Genomic DNA, 16,688 nt, shown 5'->3' with positions numbered 1-16,688 from the left:
ATGGTGGTTGTTCATAATTCCTCGATTTTATCTGTACTGGAACATGGTTCTATGCGGTGTCCTGTATCTGATTTTTCAGCCTATATTGTTTATATGGCATGTGTGACGGCTGTCATTATAATCATATGGCCAAAGAATGACAGAAATAAGGGAATCTTATTGTGAAAAAACAACTCGTTTATCACTAAAGTTTTTTAAAATTGAATATATTAATATGTTATATGACAATTATCACATATATGGTAAAAACAAGCATAATTATAAAAAAATTAGAGTTGTTTGTTGTGAAAAAGTTTTCTTAATGTTTTAAATTTGTTAAAATTAATCAAATCGGCAATGATTTTTGATCACGAAATCACTGTCATGATCTTAATGTCAAATTATATGTTGTTTAACTATTCAGAGTGAATTCATATGAGTAACAAAATGTTAAAAATCAATAGTCTTTCATTAGCTGTTGGTTTGGCAGTTGCTATTCCAAGTCTGGTACTGGCAGATAATGCCTATGCCGGTGACGTGATAGCTGCAACCCATATCTATCATAATCATATGCCAAATTTCTGGCCATACTACAATACCAGTGAGTACGAAAAGGCTGCTGTAGGAACTCCTATCAGATATACCTATGATGGTCAGGTTTTCAATATTAAGAACAATCCACCTGCAGATTATCCTTATTTCCTTCCGAAATCAGGTGAGCCAATGCCTCATGATAATCTGCAGCAGTACTACGACAGAGATGCAAAGCGAAACGCATACACCGTTTGGCCGGCTCAGACAGCTAATGCAAATCACTCTGCTCATCCTCTGAGTCAGACTCAGGTAACCATGTCTGCTGCTGTTATCAATAATGTACAGAGCTTTGCCGAACTCAACATTTTTGATTTCTACAAAACCGGCTGGTCAAACGACTGGAAGTCAACAGTAGGCAGTCTGAAGACTACCAACGGTTTCAATGCTCTTGAACCAATTCATTTCACAGGTCACCATTCCATGGGACCTTTAGTCGGACCAAAATATTTTCTCAAGGATCTTATTTATCAGAACGTAACCCTGCAGCAGGATTACTTCTTAGGTTCACAGTTTAAATCATCAAAGGGATTCTTCCCGACAGAACTGGGCTTTTCTGAAAGACTTATTCCTACACTTGCCAAGCTTGGTATTGAATGGTCAGTAGTAGGTAATAACCATTTCTCAAGAGCTCTTACCGATTATCCTTACAATTATTCCAACCCTTCATACGATACTCTTGTTTCTCCTCCAAACAGAGCTGATCTCCAGAACACCTTTAGTAAGGGGGGCTGGGAATATGTCGGAATGAATCACGAACAGCAGACCATTCTTAATCAGTATCCGTTCTGTGCCATTCCTCACTGGGTTCAGTATATCGATCCTAATACCGGTAAGGCCGACAAGATTGCCGCAATTCCTGTAGATCAGAACGGTTCATGGACAGAAGGCTGGGAAGGTATTGCCGTAGCAACTCAGGAAATTGACCGTCCTAGTTATAATACCGCTGCAGGTGACAGAACCATGTACTTTGTTATTGCTCATGACGGTGATAATGGTGAAGGTCGTGCAGGTTCAATTTCCACCTGGCTGGCTTCAGGTGAGGAATACAGCACTGCAGGTGTGGTAGGCATGGGTGTTGAGGAATATCTCAAAGCATATCCTATTCCTGCAGATGATATTCAGCATATTCAGGATGGTTCCTGGGTTGATACCCGTGACTCATCATCAGATCCTGACTGGTACCACTGGCATATTCCTATGGGGGTATGGACAAAGGGACAGCTGGCTGCTTTCAACAAGTCTTTGGGTACAGATTTCGAAGCACCTAAGAACTTCGCCGGAACTTCTGTAGGACATGCTGTTTCCATGGAATACGGCTATCATTATCTCGAAAGAAACTTTGCTCTGCTGCAGGCGGCTGAAAACTATGCCGAAACAGCAGAACAGATCTGGCTTGATGACCATCCTAACTACTGGTCTCCTTCAACCGAAGCGGAAAAACAGGTTACTTACAGTGGAAATCAGTTGAATCCGTACATGATGTCATACCCTGTTAAGGGCGATGAATCAAATGACTACAAGGGGGGCGCAAACCCTGCAGAGTTAGGCTGGTACTTCCTGATTTCATCAATTGACTCAGGTTTCGGTTACTATGATGAAAATACTGATGATAATGTTAAGCCTTCATTAGGTTTTAATCAGTCTCTTTATTTCACCGAGCCGTACGTTAAGGCAAACATTAGCAAGGACAAGACCGGACCTTCAATGTGGTGGGTTCAGCGTTATCCTACAAATCCAGGTTCAGCAAATTCCGGTAAGGCAGAAGGCTGGACTCCGATGTATGCCGATAATGTTTTTGCCATCTACACATATGCGTATGACGTAAGCGGCATCAAGGATGTTAAGGTTTATGTACGTCCTCACAAGGCCAAGAGCATGAAGCCTACCGACATAGCTCCAAGGGTATATAATCCTAAGAGCATAAGCGGTGCTGATGCATCTCAGGTAGGTGAATGGAAGGAATATCCAACCAAGGTAAGAGATCTTACTCCTGACATGAACGGCGTGGATTGGCAGGTTCAGATTGAAACCAAGAACTATGAAGTGCTTCCTGCAAAGAAGATTGGCAGCACATACTACGCATACATCAGTGATTACCGTGATCAGCTGGTTGACTACTATATGGAAGCAACCGATAACCTCGGTAATGTAACCAAGAGTGAAATCAACCATACTTATGTAGGTGCAGGCAGATATAATCTGGTGGACGGAGCTTATATTGAAGATGTTGACGGTGAAATTGAAGGTTCACACATGTTCTTCACAGACGGCTCAGTGGTTAGTACCGATACCGTAACACTTTATGCAAAGACTGATGATGATTCAGTAACCTCCGTATATGCTGAATACAAGGATAAGGGGGCATCAGACTGGAACAGTAAGGAAATGAAGCAGGTTAGTACAACCAAATACTTCAAGACCAGTATTACCTACACCCGTGATGCAACCTGTGCGGACATCAGAGTTAAGGAAAACGGCAGTTCTTCCTACTATAACGGAGCAAACGGTAACTGTCTGTCCAAGGGAACTTACATAATCAACAAGGACGGATCCATCACTGAAGGGGCTCCTCAGGATATCGTAACACCGGTTACCTTCTTCTTTAAGCCTGCAAGTGAACTTTCAAAGGTATGTGTTCATTATCGCGGTACTCCGCAGACAGGTGATAAGGGATGGACTACTGTTCCTGGTGTTGAAATGTCTGCTGTGAAGAACGGTTGGTGGAGTTACACTGACAGTACCTCTTTCGGTGCTGAAATTTCCGGTCTTGAATTCCTGTTCAACGACTGTGGCAGTCAGTGGTTCAAGTCATCAAGCGGAGGAAACTTCACTTCTGCTACTGTTGGAGATGTTTGGGTTGACGGTACAAAGATGGGATCAGGTATCCCTGCTGAACTGGATACCGGCAACAAGTCTCCTGTTGCTGTGATTTCTGCTTCTGCTCTTTCAATCAAAAAGGGGGAAAGCGCAACTCTTGACGCTTCAGGTTCATCAGACCCTGACGGTTCCATTGTTGCGTACAAGTGGAGCACCGGTGAAACTACCGCAAAGATTACCGTAACTCCTGAAGAAACCACTAAATATACCGTAACCGTAACCGATAACGACGGTGCAACAGCTACCAAGTCAGTTACCATTAATGTGGATAGTGGTACTGAATGTGAAGTGGATCCTTTCTGGTATCTTTTTGCTGATTTTGACAGCTCTGTAAACGGTGCGACAGTAACTCTGTCCGACAGCACAACCTTCGGTAAGAGAGATAACTGTGATTCAGAAGTTGTTTCAACCGGAATTAAGGTTAAGGATCAGTGTCTTTACGAATTCGGTTCAGTTGCAAATAATTCATGCGGCCTTGTTTACAAGTGGGATTTCGGCGACGGCACCACTTCAGATGAAACCTTCAATGTATCTCATACATATGAAAAATCCGGTACATATGATGTTGTGCTGAAGATTTACGAAGGAAATTCTGTTGAAAATGTTCGTATAGCCACCAAAAAGGTTGCTGTTGATGTTTCTGCACCTGTAGTGTTACCTGTTGCCAAGATTTCAGCTTCAAAGACTGAAATCACCAGGGGTGAAACCGTAACTCTTGACGGTTCTGCTTCAACCGGTGACGATATTACCTACAAGTGGAACACCGGTGCAACCACTCCTTCTATTACCGTAACTCCGGATGCAACAAGCGTTTACACTCTGCAGGTTGTAGATAAGAACGGTAACAAGTCAGAACAGGCAAGCGTAACCATTACAGTTACCGATGTTGAAAATCATGCACCGAAGGTTACTTTGGTAACATCTGCAGATAACAGTAACAGAACTGTTAAGAGCGGTACTACCGTAGTTCTTGATGCTTCAGGTTCAACTGACGAAGACGGTGATGAATTATCATACTTATGGTCAAATCAGAAGACTTCTTCCAGCATTTCTGAAACCCTGTATGAAACCACTACTTTCACTGTTAACGTAACCGACAGCAATGGAGCCACCACCCAGGGATCTGCAACCATTACCGTTGTTCCTGCTACTGAAAATATGGCTCCGGTAGCCAGAATCAGTACAGGCCAGACTGAAGTATCCGTGGGCTCCAATATAGTGTTTGATGGTTCAAGGTCTACTGACGACAAGGCCGTTAAGAGCTATGAATGGTCTGTGAACGGAAACAGAGTAAGTACCAACAGCAGTCTGACCTATACATTCAATACTGAAGGTACGTATCTGGTATCTCTGACTGTTTACGATGAAGAAGGTCTCTCTGGAACTGAATCAGTATCAGTTAGGGTTGTTGGTGTCAATGTTCCTGTTGTTGAATTTACCTTAAGTGGTGATACCATCGTTGATCTTAACAAGAACGTACTGTTCACCACCACCCTTGTAAATGCAGAAGCTGCATCTTATGTCTGGTACATTGACGGTGAAAAGGTAACCGGTTCAGACAGTTCACTTAACTATGTGTTTACCACTGTCGGTTCACATGAAGTTAAGGCTGTTGTTACTGATAAGAACAATGAAGAACACAGAGCCTCATTATTGGTAACAGTGTCAGATCCATATGTAAACACTCCTGTGGGCATTGACGCAGAAAGCGATAATCAGACTGAAGGCAACAAGATTAACTTTGTTCAGTCTTCATCTGACGATACCACTCCGGTCAAACTGACAGAGCGTAAGCCTTTAAGCTTCATTATTACCAATATTTCTCATGAAGCTACTGTTCAGGTTGTAAAGCTTGCCGATAATACAAAGGCTGCCGGTTCTGAGAAGGTATGTCAGATTTTCAGTGGCGGTGCTGTAGACTGTTCGGCTACCGACGGTGTTGATTACCTCCAGGTTTCAAATGACACCAAGGTTTATCTGAAGTTTATTCAGACCGGTTCATATCAGGTAAGAATTTCAGGTAAGAACCTTTCAGAAAATGATTTCAGCGGTTACATTCCTCTTACCGTAACATCTGAATCTACTGAAGAACCTGACGAAGGATCAACTGATGATGGAAACAGTAAGTCTTCATCAGGCGGTAAGGGCGGTGGTGCCATCGGCATCTTTGATCTTATCCTTATGGCTGGTGCCGGCTTCTTCTTAAGAAGACGCAGAAAATAATAAAATAACCTAGGCTAATGAAAAGCGGAAGATGGTTCTGATCCTGTCTTCCGCTTTGTTTTTATGGTGTCAGTATTTGTCGGAATACGGATGATTTGGGGCCGTCGTGATATTGCTTTTTGAAGCAAATATCATTATTATATTGTGTAAGCTGTTGCTAACATATCCGGTAATATTAACAATGAGATATCATTACAAGGTTCTGGGAATTGACTGTCCTATGTGTGCGCTCGCTCTTTCCAGAATGCTCAGACAGATAAAGGATTTTCAGTCAGTAAATTTAAATATAATGACTCATGATCTGATAATATACACTTGGTTGGATCAGAATGAGCTGGACATTGTTCTAGGCAACAATGCTTTTTCTGCTCATGGACAGCTCACATATAAATTCATGGATGCAGCCTAGGCAGTTTGATCGTGTTAAACATGAAACCGGAATACGCAATGACTGATATAAACAAAAATTTAAATGAGTGCTTCACTCTCCATAATGCCAAGGCTGAATGTCTTGAAAAGCTGAAAAAAGCCAAGGTCAGAATGTCTAAACAGCGTCTTGAACTTCTTGATCTGCTGTTTTCAGGAACCTTTAACTGCACAAAAGAGCTTTACTACGAAGCTCAGGCCAAAAATCCCGAGCTTGGAATGTCAACCGTGTACCGTTTCCTGAAGGTGCTTTATGATATCGGGGTGATTTCCAATAACAAGCTGCTGGACGTGAACTGTTCAAACTGTAATTTCAAGCTGGCTTCCCTCAAGAACAATCAGGGACAGGAGCTTAAGGCGGACGGACTTGATCTGCAGGAGCTTCTCAGACTTGGGATGGTAGTGAAAGGTCTGATTAAATCCGACGAAAAGATTGATATCAAAATGCTTGATGATTCAGTATATATCTCTGTTCATGAGGATGAAAACAAAAAACAGTAACATCGAAAAGTTCTGAATAAAAATTTTCTGTCTGCTGCAGGCATCCTGTATAATAAAACAACAATAATAACATCAATAAATATAAATCAGCACTGCTTGTTCTATCGGTTCTGTTTTAATGCTGATTACCTTCAAAGCAGGTTTCAGTATCTGTGTACAACTAATAGTAAGGAAATTTTTATGTCAAAAACAATCATTATCGGTGGCTCTGCCGCCGGAGCCGCCGTTGCCGCCAGGTTGAGAAGACTTGATGAGCACCGGGAGATAACCATTTATGAAAAAGGTCCTGATGTTTCATATGCAAGCTGCGGACTGCCTTATTTCGTCGGCGGTGTTCTTCCTTCCAGACAGTCACTGGTGGTTACTCCCGTAAAAGCCTTTGTCGGCAAATACAATGTAAACGTAAAAACTCTGCATGAGGTTACAGCTGTTTCCACTGAGAACAAAACCGTAACCGTAAAGCGTCTTGCGGATAATACGGTGATAACGGATACCTATGACAGTCTGGTAATTGCTACCGGAGCCTCTCCTTTTGTACCTGAAAGTATTCAGGGGGCCTCGCTTCCTCAGGTAAAAACACTGAGAACAATTGAAGATGCAGAAAAAATCCGACAGGCGGTAACCACAGGGAACATTAAATCGGTTGTAATTGCCGGTGGTGGATTCATCGGAGTGGAACTTGCTGAGAATCTTGTCCATGCAGGCGTTGTGGTTACTCTTGTGGAACTGAAACCTGAAGTCCTGGGAATTATGGATCAGGAATTTGGCCGACTGATGACCAATGAACTGACAAGAAACGGAGTTGATGTCAGAACAGGTCTTGGGATTAAGGGTTTTTCCACCGCAAATGAAGAAGATGGAGAAGTACTTAATGTCGAACTGTCTGACGGAACAGAAATCAAGGCAGGTCTTGCAGTAATGGCATTAGGTGTAAAGCCTAATACAGCCATTGTAAGAGATAAAGGCATCGAAATTGATTCCAGAGGTTTTATTAAAGTAAATCAGGTTTTTGAAACCAGCGTCAGAAACGTATATGCCGCAGGTGATAATGTTACTGTAAATCATCTGGTAACCGGAAACAGTGTTTCAAGCACTCTTGCAGGTCCTGCTGCCAGAGGAGCCAGAATAATTGCCAATACCATTGCAGGTGTTGACGGAGCATCTGATTTTCCGGGAACATCCGGCAGCGGTATCGTGAAGGCTTTTAATCTTCAGGCAGGCATTACAGGTTTCGGAGAGGAGTATCTTTCTGGTACTGGACTTGTAAAAGACAGGGATTATTTTACGGCTTTTGTTTCTCAGAAGTCCCATGTGGCCTGGTTCCCTGGAGCAGGATTCCTGTTCATAAAGGGTATCTTCGATAAGCAGACCGGAAGAATTTTAGGTGTCGAAGCAGTAGGCTCATCATCCGTAGACAAGATCATTGACGTGGCTTCGGCGCTGATTTTGAAAAAAGGAACATTTCAGGATCTGACTGATCTTGACCTCTCCTACGCACCTCAGTTCAATGCTCCTAAATCTCCGCTTAATATGCTGGGATTTACAGCTGAAAACATCTTCCTCGGTCTTGAAAATCAGGTGGAAATTGCCGAATACCTGAAAATTGCCGAAGGAAGAGATAAAAATCCTGAAGCTGATGACGGTTACTATCTGCTTGACGTGAGGGAACCTTCCGAGGTAACTGCTTTAAGACTGCCTCACTTCATCAATATTCCGCTGGGAACCTTAAGAGATAATCTCGGAGAGATTCCAAAGGATAAACTGGTGCTTATTACTTGTGCAGTTGGGGTGAGAGCCTGGAATGCCGCCAGAATTCTGGCAGGAAAGGGCTACAGAACAACAGTTTTATCAGGCGGGTCTTCAATGTATTCACTGTATGTGAAGTAAAATTCCGGGGGTAACTTCAATATGAGGGATTCGGTGTCGAATCCCTCTGTGTTTTGCTGTTTTGAAAAAGCGGCAAGACATCAGCCGAGCGCCGTTCTATAAAACCTTGACGCAGAGTGATATAATCACTGCGTTTGAATTTGTTTTTTTCAGTTTTTTTTAATTATCCTGTTCTGATTTATATTTAGGTGAAATATCCATGAAGCTTCCTGTTTATTTAGATTACGCCGCCACAACACCGGTGGATGCCAGAGTTATAAAAAAAATGTCTGATTGCCTGAGCCTTGAAGGTATTTTCGGAAATCCGGCTTCAAAGTCTCACGTGTACGGCTGGCAGGCTGCTGAAGCTGTTGACATAGCAAGAGGGCAGATAGCGGAGCTTATCGGTGCTGATACCAGAGAGATTGTTTTTACCTCAGGAGCCACCGAGTGTGACAATCTTGCCATTACCGGGGTTGCACTGGCTCATATGAAGGGAAACAGAAAAAAAATCATAACTTCAGCCATAGAACACAAGGCAGTGCTGGATCCTTGTCATTATGTTGAAACACTTGGTTTTGAGGTGGTTTTCATGCAGCCTAATCAGGACGGTCTTATAACACCTGAAATGCTGGAGCAGGTAATTGATGATAATACCCTTCTCGTAAGTCTGATGCATGCCAATAATGAAATAGGTGTGATTCAGGATATTGAACAGCTGGCCAAGGTTGCAAAAGCACATGGCGCTCTGTTCCACAGTGACTGTGCACAAAGTGCGGGTAAAGTGGAAATAGATGTAAATACCATGCCTGTGGATTACCTGTCACTGTGTGCCCACAAGGTATACGGTCCTAAGGGAATAGGAGCATTCTACGTCAGAAAGGGGGCTCCGAAGCCTAATCCTGTCATCAGGGGCGGCGGACATGAAATGGGAATGCGCAGCGGTACTCTGGCTACGCATCAGATTGCTGGCATGGGAGAGGCTTTTGCTTTAGCGAAGGCTGAAATGAAAAAAGAAAATGCCAGAATTGAGGCTTTGCGCGACAAACTCGCCAGGGCACTGCTGGAACTGCCGGAAACTTCGGTTAACGGAACTATGGAACACAGGCTGCCTGGCAATCTGAATGTCACCTTCAGAGGAATCAACGGGGAAAACTTTATGCTGGCACTGAGAAACATCTCGGTTTCCACAGGTTCTGCCTGCACCTCCGCTTCCCTTAACCCGTCATACGTGCTTAAAGCTCTGGGGTTAAGTGATGCTGATGCCCACAGTTCCATTCGTTTCAGTCTTGGTCGTTTTACCACCGAAGAGGAAATTGACTACGCCATTGAAATTATTTCGTCTGAATATCTTAAACAGAGAAAACTCGGTAATCTTTGGAGCGTATAACGGTATTTCTAGTTCGCAGTCTGAAAATACGGAGACTGAGGTATGATTCCGACAGAATTCGTATGTGATAATCTGCGGAAAAATTAGTTTTAGGAACATTAAAATGGATAATACACAGATACTCAAGGTTTTTAAGGCAGCTCCCGGAACTGCTGCATATCCTTACCTAAAGGACTGTACTCTGAGTTATTCCGGTGAAGGAGCTCTGATACATGCTGACGACAGTGACAGAAAAAGTCATCTGAGAACAATTCAGGCCGCGGCCAGAACTCTTTCTTCAGCAGGATACAAAAAGGTTGAACTTGCCGACAGTGATTCTATGAAATGGACAAGAGAAGAAGCTTATGTATTCTTTCTCGGATTCCGCAGTATCAAAAACGGCGCTGACATAATATACCCTCATGATATTGACACTGATGATTTCAGAACGGAAAGGGATATTATTACCTGGCTCCGTGATACCATTGACGCTCCGGCCTCATCTCTGAATCCTGTGTCCTACAGTGTGTTTCTGAACAGTCTCAGTACCATTGCAGGCAATTCTTTCTCCGTAAAGGCCTATACAGGGGACAAGCTTCATTCAGAGTCTCTTGTCGGACTTATGACCGTAGGCGGCGGTAGTGATAATCCTCCTTGTCTGTATGAACTGGATTACAATCCTACGGGAGACGTGAATGCTCCGGTGTTTGCGGCACTGGTCGGCAAGGGAATTACCTTTGATACAGGCGGATACAGTCTCAAACCGTCTGATCTGATGCGTTCCATGCATTCTGACATGGGGGGATCGGCTACTGTCGCTGCATCACTTGCTTTACTGGCTGTACAGGGTTTTACTGGACGTGTTAAGGCATATCTGTGCTGTGCTGAGAACATGATATCCGGAAAGGCCATGAGAGTCGGAGATATCATCAGCTATCCTAACGGAGTTACCGTGGTTGTGGACAATACTGACGCCGAAGGCCGTCTGGTTCTGGCTGACGGTTTAATCAGAGCAGGCAGAACTTCAGCAAAGTATATAATTGATGCCGCCACACTGACCGGAGCTGCCAAAGTCGCTCTGGGACGTGATTACAATGCGGCACTCAGTCTTAATACCGGATTAAGCAATGCTTTTGTGAAGAGTGCTGCATCTGTGGATGAGGCGGCATGGGCTCTGCCGCTGGAAAAATTCCATTTGGGAATAGTGTCATCATCTTTAGCCGATATAACAAACTCAGCTTCAGGGGACGGTATTGCCGGAGCTACTTCTGCAGCGGCGTTTCTGAGCAGATTTGTTCCTTCAGGACTTCATGATTCCTGGCTGCATATTGATCTGGCCGCAAGTTATCGAAAAACTCCGAATGACATTTATCAGGTGGGAGCCATGGGGCATGGAGCAAGATCCATTGCCGCATTTGTGAAAAAGCTGGCAGAATAGGCTTTTATTTTTCTTTTAGTCAGAGAAAGCCCGGGACTGGATCTTTATGAACAATCCCGGGCTTTTGCATATACGAATCTTTTGAATACGGAATGCCTAACCGAAAGGTTCTGTTCTGTTTTGTCACGATTGCCGTGAACATAATTATCCGGGCGTAAAATCAGCCTTTAATGTAGATATACATCAAAAATCGGCGGTAAGCAGAATTCAAAGATCACATTTTGAAAAATGCCGCATTACCTGTAATGGTTTTTGGAATTATTCTTGTTTTAAGTTTTACCTGTCGGTATGTGAGTTTTATTGTTTTTAGCCAGGAACTGCATGGAGTTTCGGATGAAACGGTTTATGCTGATTGTTCCGGAAATCTCTGTATTGTGGATATCTGTATGTAGTTCAGCAAGGAGGGCATATGGCATTAGAAAGAACATTTTCCATTATCAAGCCGGATGTGGTTGCTCGTAATCTTATCGGGGATATCTATCACCGTTTTGAAAATGCCGGTTTACGTATTGTGGCTGCCAAAATGGTTCATCTGAACAGAGAGGAGGCTTCAGGTTTTTACTGTCATTTACGTTCAAAGCCTTTTTTTGAGGAATTGCTTCAGTTTATGATGTCTGGTCCGGTAATGGTTCAGGTGCTTGAAGGCGAGGATGCGATTAAACGTCATCGTGAGATTATAGGTGATACTGATCCTAAAAAAGCCCGTGCCGGTTCCATAAGAGCTGACTATGCGACCAGTATTGATCAGAACGCCGTTCACGGCTCTGACTGTGTGGAATCAGCTGAAAAGGAAATCGCTTATTTCTTTACTGATGAAGAGCTGTGTCCTCGTACAAGATAGTCAGCCCGATATATTGGAAGATAAGAGAAAACTCGATCTTTTAAGTTTATGAATCAGTCAAAAGCCGGTTTTAATAATCGGCTTTTGTTTATTAAGGTTCTGAAAAAATTCAGCGTACTGATATTATACTTAATGTGTGGAGAGAGCGTTATTGACGGAGAATTCAGATATGAGAGAGATTCGAAACATAGTAATACTGACCGGAGCAGGAATATCCGCAGAATCCGGTATACCTGTATTCAGATCCGAGACCGGACTCTGGGAACAGCACCGTGTTGAAGACGTGGCTACCTACGAAGGTTTTTTAAGGGATAAGACTCTGGTTCACGAGTTCTACAACAGAATGCGCCGTAACCTTGCAAATGTTAAGCCCAATCCAGCTCATGAAGCTCTGGTACGTCTGTCCAGAGAATGGAATAAGGGCAGTGTATCTCTGATTACTCAGAATATTGATAATCTGCATGAAGCCGCAGGTTCGGAAAACGTGATTCATATGCATGGTGAACTGATGCGTATAAGCTGTGAAAACTGCGGAGGTGTTTTTGACTGGAAGGATGATTCTTCCATTGATACCGTCTGTCCGAAATGCGGAAAGAAATCCATGCGCCCTCATATAGTATGGTTTGGTGAGATGCCGTATGACATGGATTATATTCAGGATCTGCTGTGCGGCTGTGATCTGTTCATATCCATCGGTACCTCTGGTGTTGTTTACCCGGCTGCGGGATTTGCAAGGCTGACTCACGGCAGAGGAGCTTTCAATATTGAGTTTAATTTGGAGCAGTCCGCTACCGCAGGATATTTTGATAAAGGAATTTACGGTAAGGCCGGCACTACTCTGCCTGAATTCGTGGACAATCTGCTTAAATACGGAAATCTGGACTTTATAGAAAAGAGTATTTAGTTTTCATTGGAAAGTAAAATCTGTTTAAAAGAGAAAATTCCTGACTGGAAGCCCCTGATGACAGCAGGGGCTGGAATATGTTGTATTTGTGCAGTACACCATGATTCCTCGCAGAAAATCCGTGGTGGCTTCCGTTCTGAATGTCAATATGAATTTATTCAGCCGGTCCGATTTGTTAAATTCCTTTCTGTATCAAACGTATTTCGTTCATCCCGATAAAGAATTCAGACTGTCAGCTGATGAATTAAAGTCGAGCGGCTCCGGAAATCATTACCGGAAAATATCAATGTCAGCACCAGTCGGATGATTGTTTAAAAGCTGTTTTCTGAAACAAATAAAAATAGGACAGGTATTGTGTATTCTGATATAATCACGCAAATAATTGTGTTTATATCAGACTTGGGTTATTCATTGTTATAATGGCAGAAAGTAAGATTAATTTATTGAATTTGGATCGTGACGGATTGAGGGCTTTTGTCGCAGATATGGGGGAAAAGCCGTTCAGAGCAGATCAGATTATGAAATGGATATACCATTTCGGTACTGATGACTTTACAAAAATGACCAATATCAATAAGGTTATGCAGGCGAAGCTTTCTGAATGCGCCTATATTCAGGCTCCTGAAATAAAAGCTGAATACCGCAGCGGCGACGGTACCATAAAATGGGCTCTGGATGCCGGAGACGGTCAGCTGATTGAAACGGTTTACATTCCCGACGGTGACAGAGCCACACTGTGTGTATCCACACAGGTGGGATGTGTCATCAATTGTGCTTTCTGTGCCACCGGCGCTCAGGGATTTAACAGAAATCTTACCACTTCCGAAATAATCGGCCAGGTCTGGAGAGCTGCTTCCGTTATTGGTTTTACCCCGAATCCGAAGTACAGGGCAATCGATAACGTAGTGCTGATGGGAATGGGGGAACCTCTTCTGAATTTTGAGAATACCGTCAGAGCCATGAAGATTATGCTGGATGATTTCGGCTTTGGTCTGTCAAAGAGAAGAGTAACCATTTCGACAGCCGGTGTTGTACCGGGAATCGACAGACTGGGAGATGCCATAGACGTGGCTCTGGCAATATCCCTGCATGCCCCTAATGATGAATTAAGAAGCAGTCTCATACCGCTGAATGATAAGTATAATATCAGCAGTATTTTGGCTGCAGTTAAAAGATATGTGGACAAATCTAATGCCAACAGCGGCAGGGTAACAATAGAGTATATTCTCCTTGCCGGTGTTAATGATCGTCCGGAACATGCGCATGAGCTGGCAAAACTTCTGGCCAATACGCCATGCAAGATTAACCTTATTCCTTTTAATCCGCATGAGGCAAGCAGGTTCAGCAAGCCTAAGGCCGCAGATATAGATAAATTCTACAGAATTCTCCTGGATTACGGCTATACTGTGGTTACTCGCAGAACCCGCGGTGATGATATTAAGGCTGCCTGTGGACAGCTGGCGGGTGAAGTTAAAAATAAAATCAAAAAAATAGCATCGTTTAAAGGTGCTGATTTATAAAAAATAATTGGGACTTTAACTAATGAACATGATGAACAAGTTATTACTGGCGGCTGTTGTTTCCGGGGTGCTTACAGGCTGTATAACCTCCAAGGAAATAATTGTGGGTCGTGATGAAAACGGCAACGAAATAGTGCGTAAGGCTGATGATATTGATTACAACAAGGCGGCTCAGGCACGTATAAATCTGGCCTACAGTTTTATGCAGCAGAAGGAAATGAGTGCTGCCAAGGAAAATCTGAATATCGCAGAATCATATGCTCCGGATCTTGAAGCTCTGCATCTTGCCTGGGGACGTTATTTCAGCATCGTTGGTGATTATGCGAATTCGGAACAGAAATATCTTCTTGCCATAAAGGAAAATCCTGAGTCAGGCATGAGCTATACTCATTACGGAGATTTTCTGTGCACAAGAGGCAGAAGGGATGAAGGACTTGCCAATCTGATGAAGGCTGTTTCCCTGCCTAAGTTTGCTCAGATGAGTGTTGCTTATGAAACCGCGGCAACCTGTGCATATGAAGCGGGAAAAATGGATGATTCAAAAATTTATTTTGAAAAGGCCATGAGCTATGGTGGAAACAGCCCATCACTGCTGTTTAATTATGCAATGTTCAGCTTTGAAAACGGGGATTATGAAAAAGCCGATAAACTGATGCGCAGCTATGACATGTACCAGCACAGGGATACAGCCCAGACCATTTATTTAAAGATAAGGATTGCCCAGAAAATGGGTGAATATGCTACATCTGAAATCTATGGAAGAAAACTCCTTAAAGGATTTCCTAAGAGTGAAGAAGCGAAGAAATATAAAGCCGGTGAATATTAATTACTGGATCGAGGTATAAAGAAAAAATGATAAACAACAGTGCAAGCAGTGAAGCAGCTCAGTTGCTTGGAAACAAATACAGGGAAGCGCGCGAAAAGAACAACGTATCCCTTATTCAGGCATCAGAGCAGTTAAAGATTAGAAGTTATTTGCTTAATGATATGGAAAAAGGTCGTTTCGGTCATCTTAAGCTTGGAGACTGCCTTGCATATGCTAAGTACCTGTCTGCTGATGTTAATGTTGAAGAACTGAACGCCATTCGTCAGGCTCAGGGCGGAGCTGAAGACTCATATGAACTGGATAAGAGGGTTGTTGTCGGCGGTGGCGTGGTTATCGGAGTTGTTGCCCTTGCCGTTCTGTTCTTTGCCCTGTCCGGAAAGGAAGATAAGACAGAGGTCAGCGATAACGGAGTTCTGCAGCTTCCGCAGGAGCAGGCTTCAGGGGTAATTGAGCTGCCTGTGGCAAATCAGCTGGTTGACGTTGAATTACCTGTTCCTGCTTCTCAGAACGTTCAGCCTGAGAATAGTGTCAAGCCGGCCCCAGCCCCGGTTTTGAAACAGGATGTTGAACAGGGAGTTGTTGTGGGGCCTGAGCGTAAAGATACAATCGTTGAAGAAGAAATTCAGTTCGAAAGTCTTCCTGATGCAGACCCTCTGGATGTTCCTGTAGTTGCCACTCCGGCTCCGGCAAGAAGACCGTCTGCTCAGGCTCAGAACACGGTGGTAATGGAAAATCCGGCAGCGAACAGAGCTCAGACTGATAATGTTAAACCGGCCGAAGCACTTGCAAAGAAGCCTCAGAGTGTTCCAGCAGAAGCTCCTGTAAAGAAGGCTCAGAACACTCCTGCAAGAAACAGTTCCGTAAACCAGAAGCCTCAGGCATCCTCTTCTCCGACAAGAACCTCGGTTCCTGCAAAGTCATCAGGTCTGAAATCAGGTCAGGTGGTATCTCTTGCAGATGAAATGGGATACAAGAAGTCAGCTTCCCCTTCAAAAGCCGCTCAGCAGAAGAGTGTGCAGAAGACTGCTCCCGTTAAGCAGGGAAATCAGAGCGTGAAAAAGACCGCACAGCCTGCAGTAAGCAGTACAAATGCCTCATCTGCAGCCAAATCCGGAAATCTGAAATCTGGTCAGGTTGTATCTCTTGCTGATGAAATGGGATACAGGAAGCCCGCTGCCAAAACAACTCCTGCAGTAAAGGCTCCTGCACCTGCTTCAAAGCCTAAGGCAAATAACTCAGGAAGTCTCGGTCCGAAGATTACCGATCAGGCCGAAATCAAAAGACGTGCAAGTCAGGTTGTGATTACAGAGGCTGTACAATAAGT

The 16,688-nt window shown here is 43.6% G+C and carries 11 protein-coding genes; all 11 read left to right on the top strand.

Going from position 1 to position 16,688, the window contains the following annotated elements; translation table 11 throughout:
- Nucleotides 1–426 precede the first annotated feature (426 nt).
- Nucleotides 427–5,673: a PKD domain-containing protein gene (locus T489_RS0102870; RefSeq protein WP_198020402.1), complete on the top strand. Its 5,247-nt coding sequence runs from the start codon at nt 427–429 to the stop codon at nt 5,671–5,673.
- Nucleotides 5,674–5,854: 181 nt separating this feature from the next.
- Nucleotides 5,855–6,082 (top strand): heavy metal translocating P-type ATPase, encoded by a 228-nt coding sequence (locus tag T489_RS0102865; RefSeq protein ID WP_031578534.1) that lies wholly within the window; start codon nt 5,855–5,857, stop codon nt 6,080–6,082.
- A gap of 38 nt (nt 6,083–6,120) precedes the next feature.
- Nucleotides 6,121–6,600, top strand: a complete 480-nt coding sequence (locus T489_RS0102860) for a transcriptional repressor (RefSeq protein WP_031578533.1) — start codon at nt 6,121–6,123, stop codon at nt 6,598–6,600.
- A gap of 180 nt (nt 6,601–6,780) precedes the next feature.
- Entirely contained in the window at nt 6,781–8,487 is a 1,707-nt protein-coding gene (locus T489_RS0102855; RefSeq protein ID WP_031578532.1) for an FAD-dependent oxidoreductase, read from the top strand.
- A gap of 199 nt (nt 8,488–8,686) precedes the next feature.
- Complete coding sequence (locus tag T489_RS0102850; RefSeq protein WP_031578531.1) at nt 8,687–9,856, top strand: IscS subfamily cysteine desulfurase; 1,170 nt, start codon at nt 8,687–8,689, stop codon at nt 9,854–9,856.
- 103 nt (nt 9,857–9,959) lie between these two features.
- Nucleotides 9,960–11,273 carry an aminopeptidase PepB gene (gene pepB / locus T489_RS0102845; RefSeq protein WP_031578530.1) on the top strand — a complete coding sequence of 438 codons (1,314 nt, stop codon included), beginning with the start codon at nt 9,960–9,962 and terminating at the stop codon, nt 11,271–11,273.
- 409 nt (nt 11,274–11,682) lie between these two features.
- Entirely contained in the window at nt 11,683–12,114 is a 432-nt protein-coding gene (ndk, locus tag T489_RS0102840) for a nucleoside-diphosphate kinase (RefSeq protein WP_031578529.1), read from the top strand.
- Nucleotides 12,115–12,283: 169 nt separating this feature from the next.
- A complete protein-coding gene (locus tag T489_RS0102835) occupies nt 12,284–13,018 on the top strand; it encodes an NAD-dependent deacylase (protein ID WP_031578528.1) in 735 nt (244 codons plus the stop codon).
- A 419-nt stretch (nt 13,019–13,437) separates the two neighbouring features.
- Entirely contained in the window at nt 13,438–14,538 is a 1,101-nt protein-coding gene (gene rlmN, locus T489_RS0102825; RefSeq protein ID WP_031578526.1) for a dual-specificity RNA methyltransferase RlmN, read from the top strand.
- A 22-nt stretch (nt 14,539–14,560) separates the two neighbouring features.
- A complete protein-coding gene (locus T489_RS0102820) occupies nt 14,561–15,364 on the top strand; it encodes a hypothetical protein (RefSeq protein ID WP_031578525.1) in 804 nt (267 codons plus the stop codon).
- 26 nt (nt 15,365–15,390) lie between these two features.
- Nucleotides 15,391–16,686 carry a helix-turn-helix domain-containing protein gene (locus T489_RS0102815; RefSeq protein ID WP_031578523.1) on the top strand — a complete coding sequence of 432 codons (1,296 nt, stop codon included), beginning with the start codon at nt 15,391–15,393 and terminating at the stop codon, nt 16,684–16,686.
- The last annotated feature ends 2 nt before the right edge of the window (nt 16,687–16,688 follow it).

It is taken from the genome of Ruminobacter sp. RM87 (genome assembly GCF_000701925.1).
Classification (GTDB): Bacteria; Pseudomonadota; Gammaproteobacteria; order Enterobacterales; family Succinivibrionaceae; genus Ruminobacter; species Ruminobacter amylophilus.
This window is presented reverse-complemented; position numbering and strand designations above follow the sequence as displayed.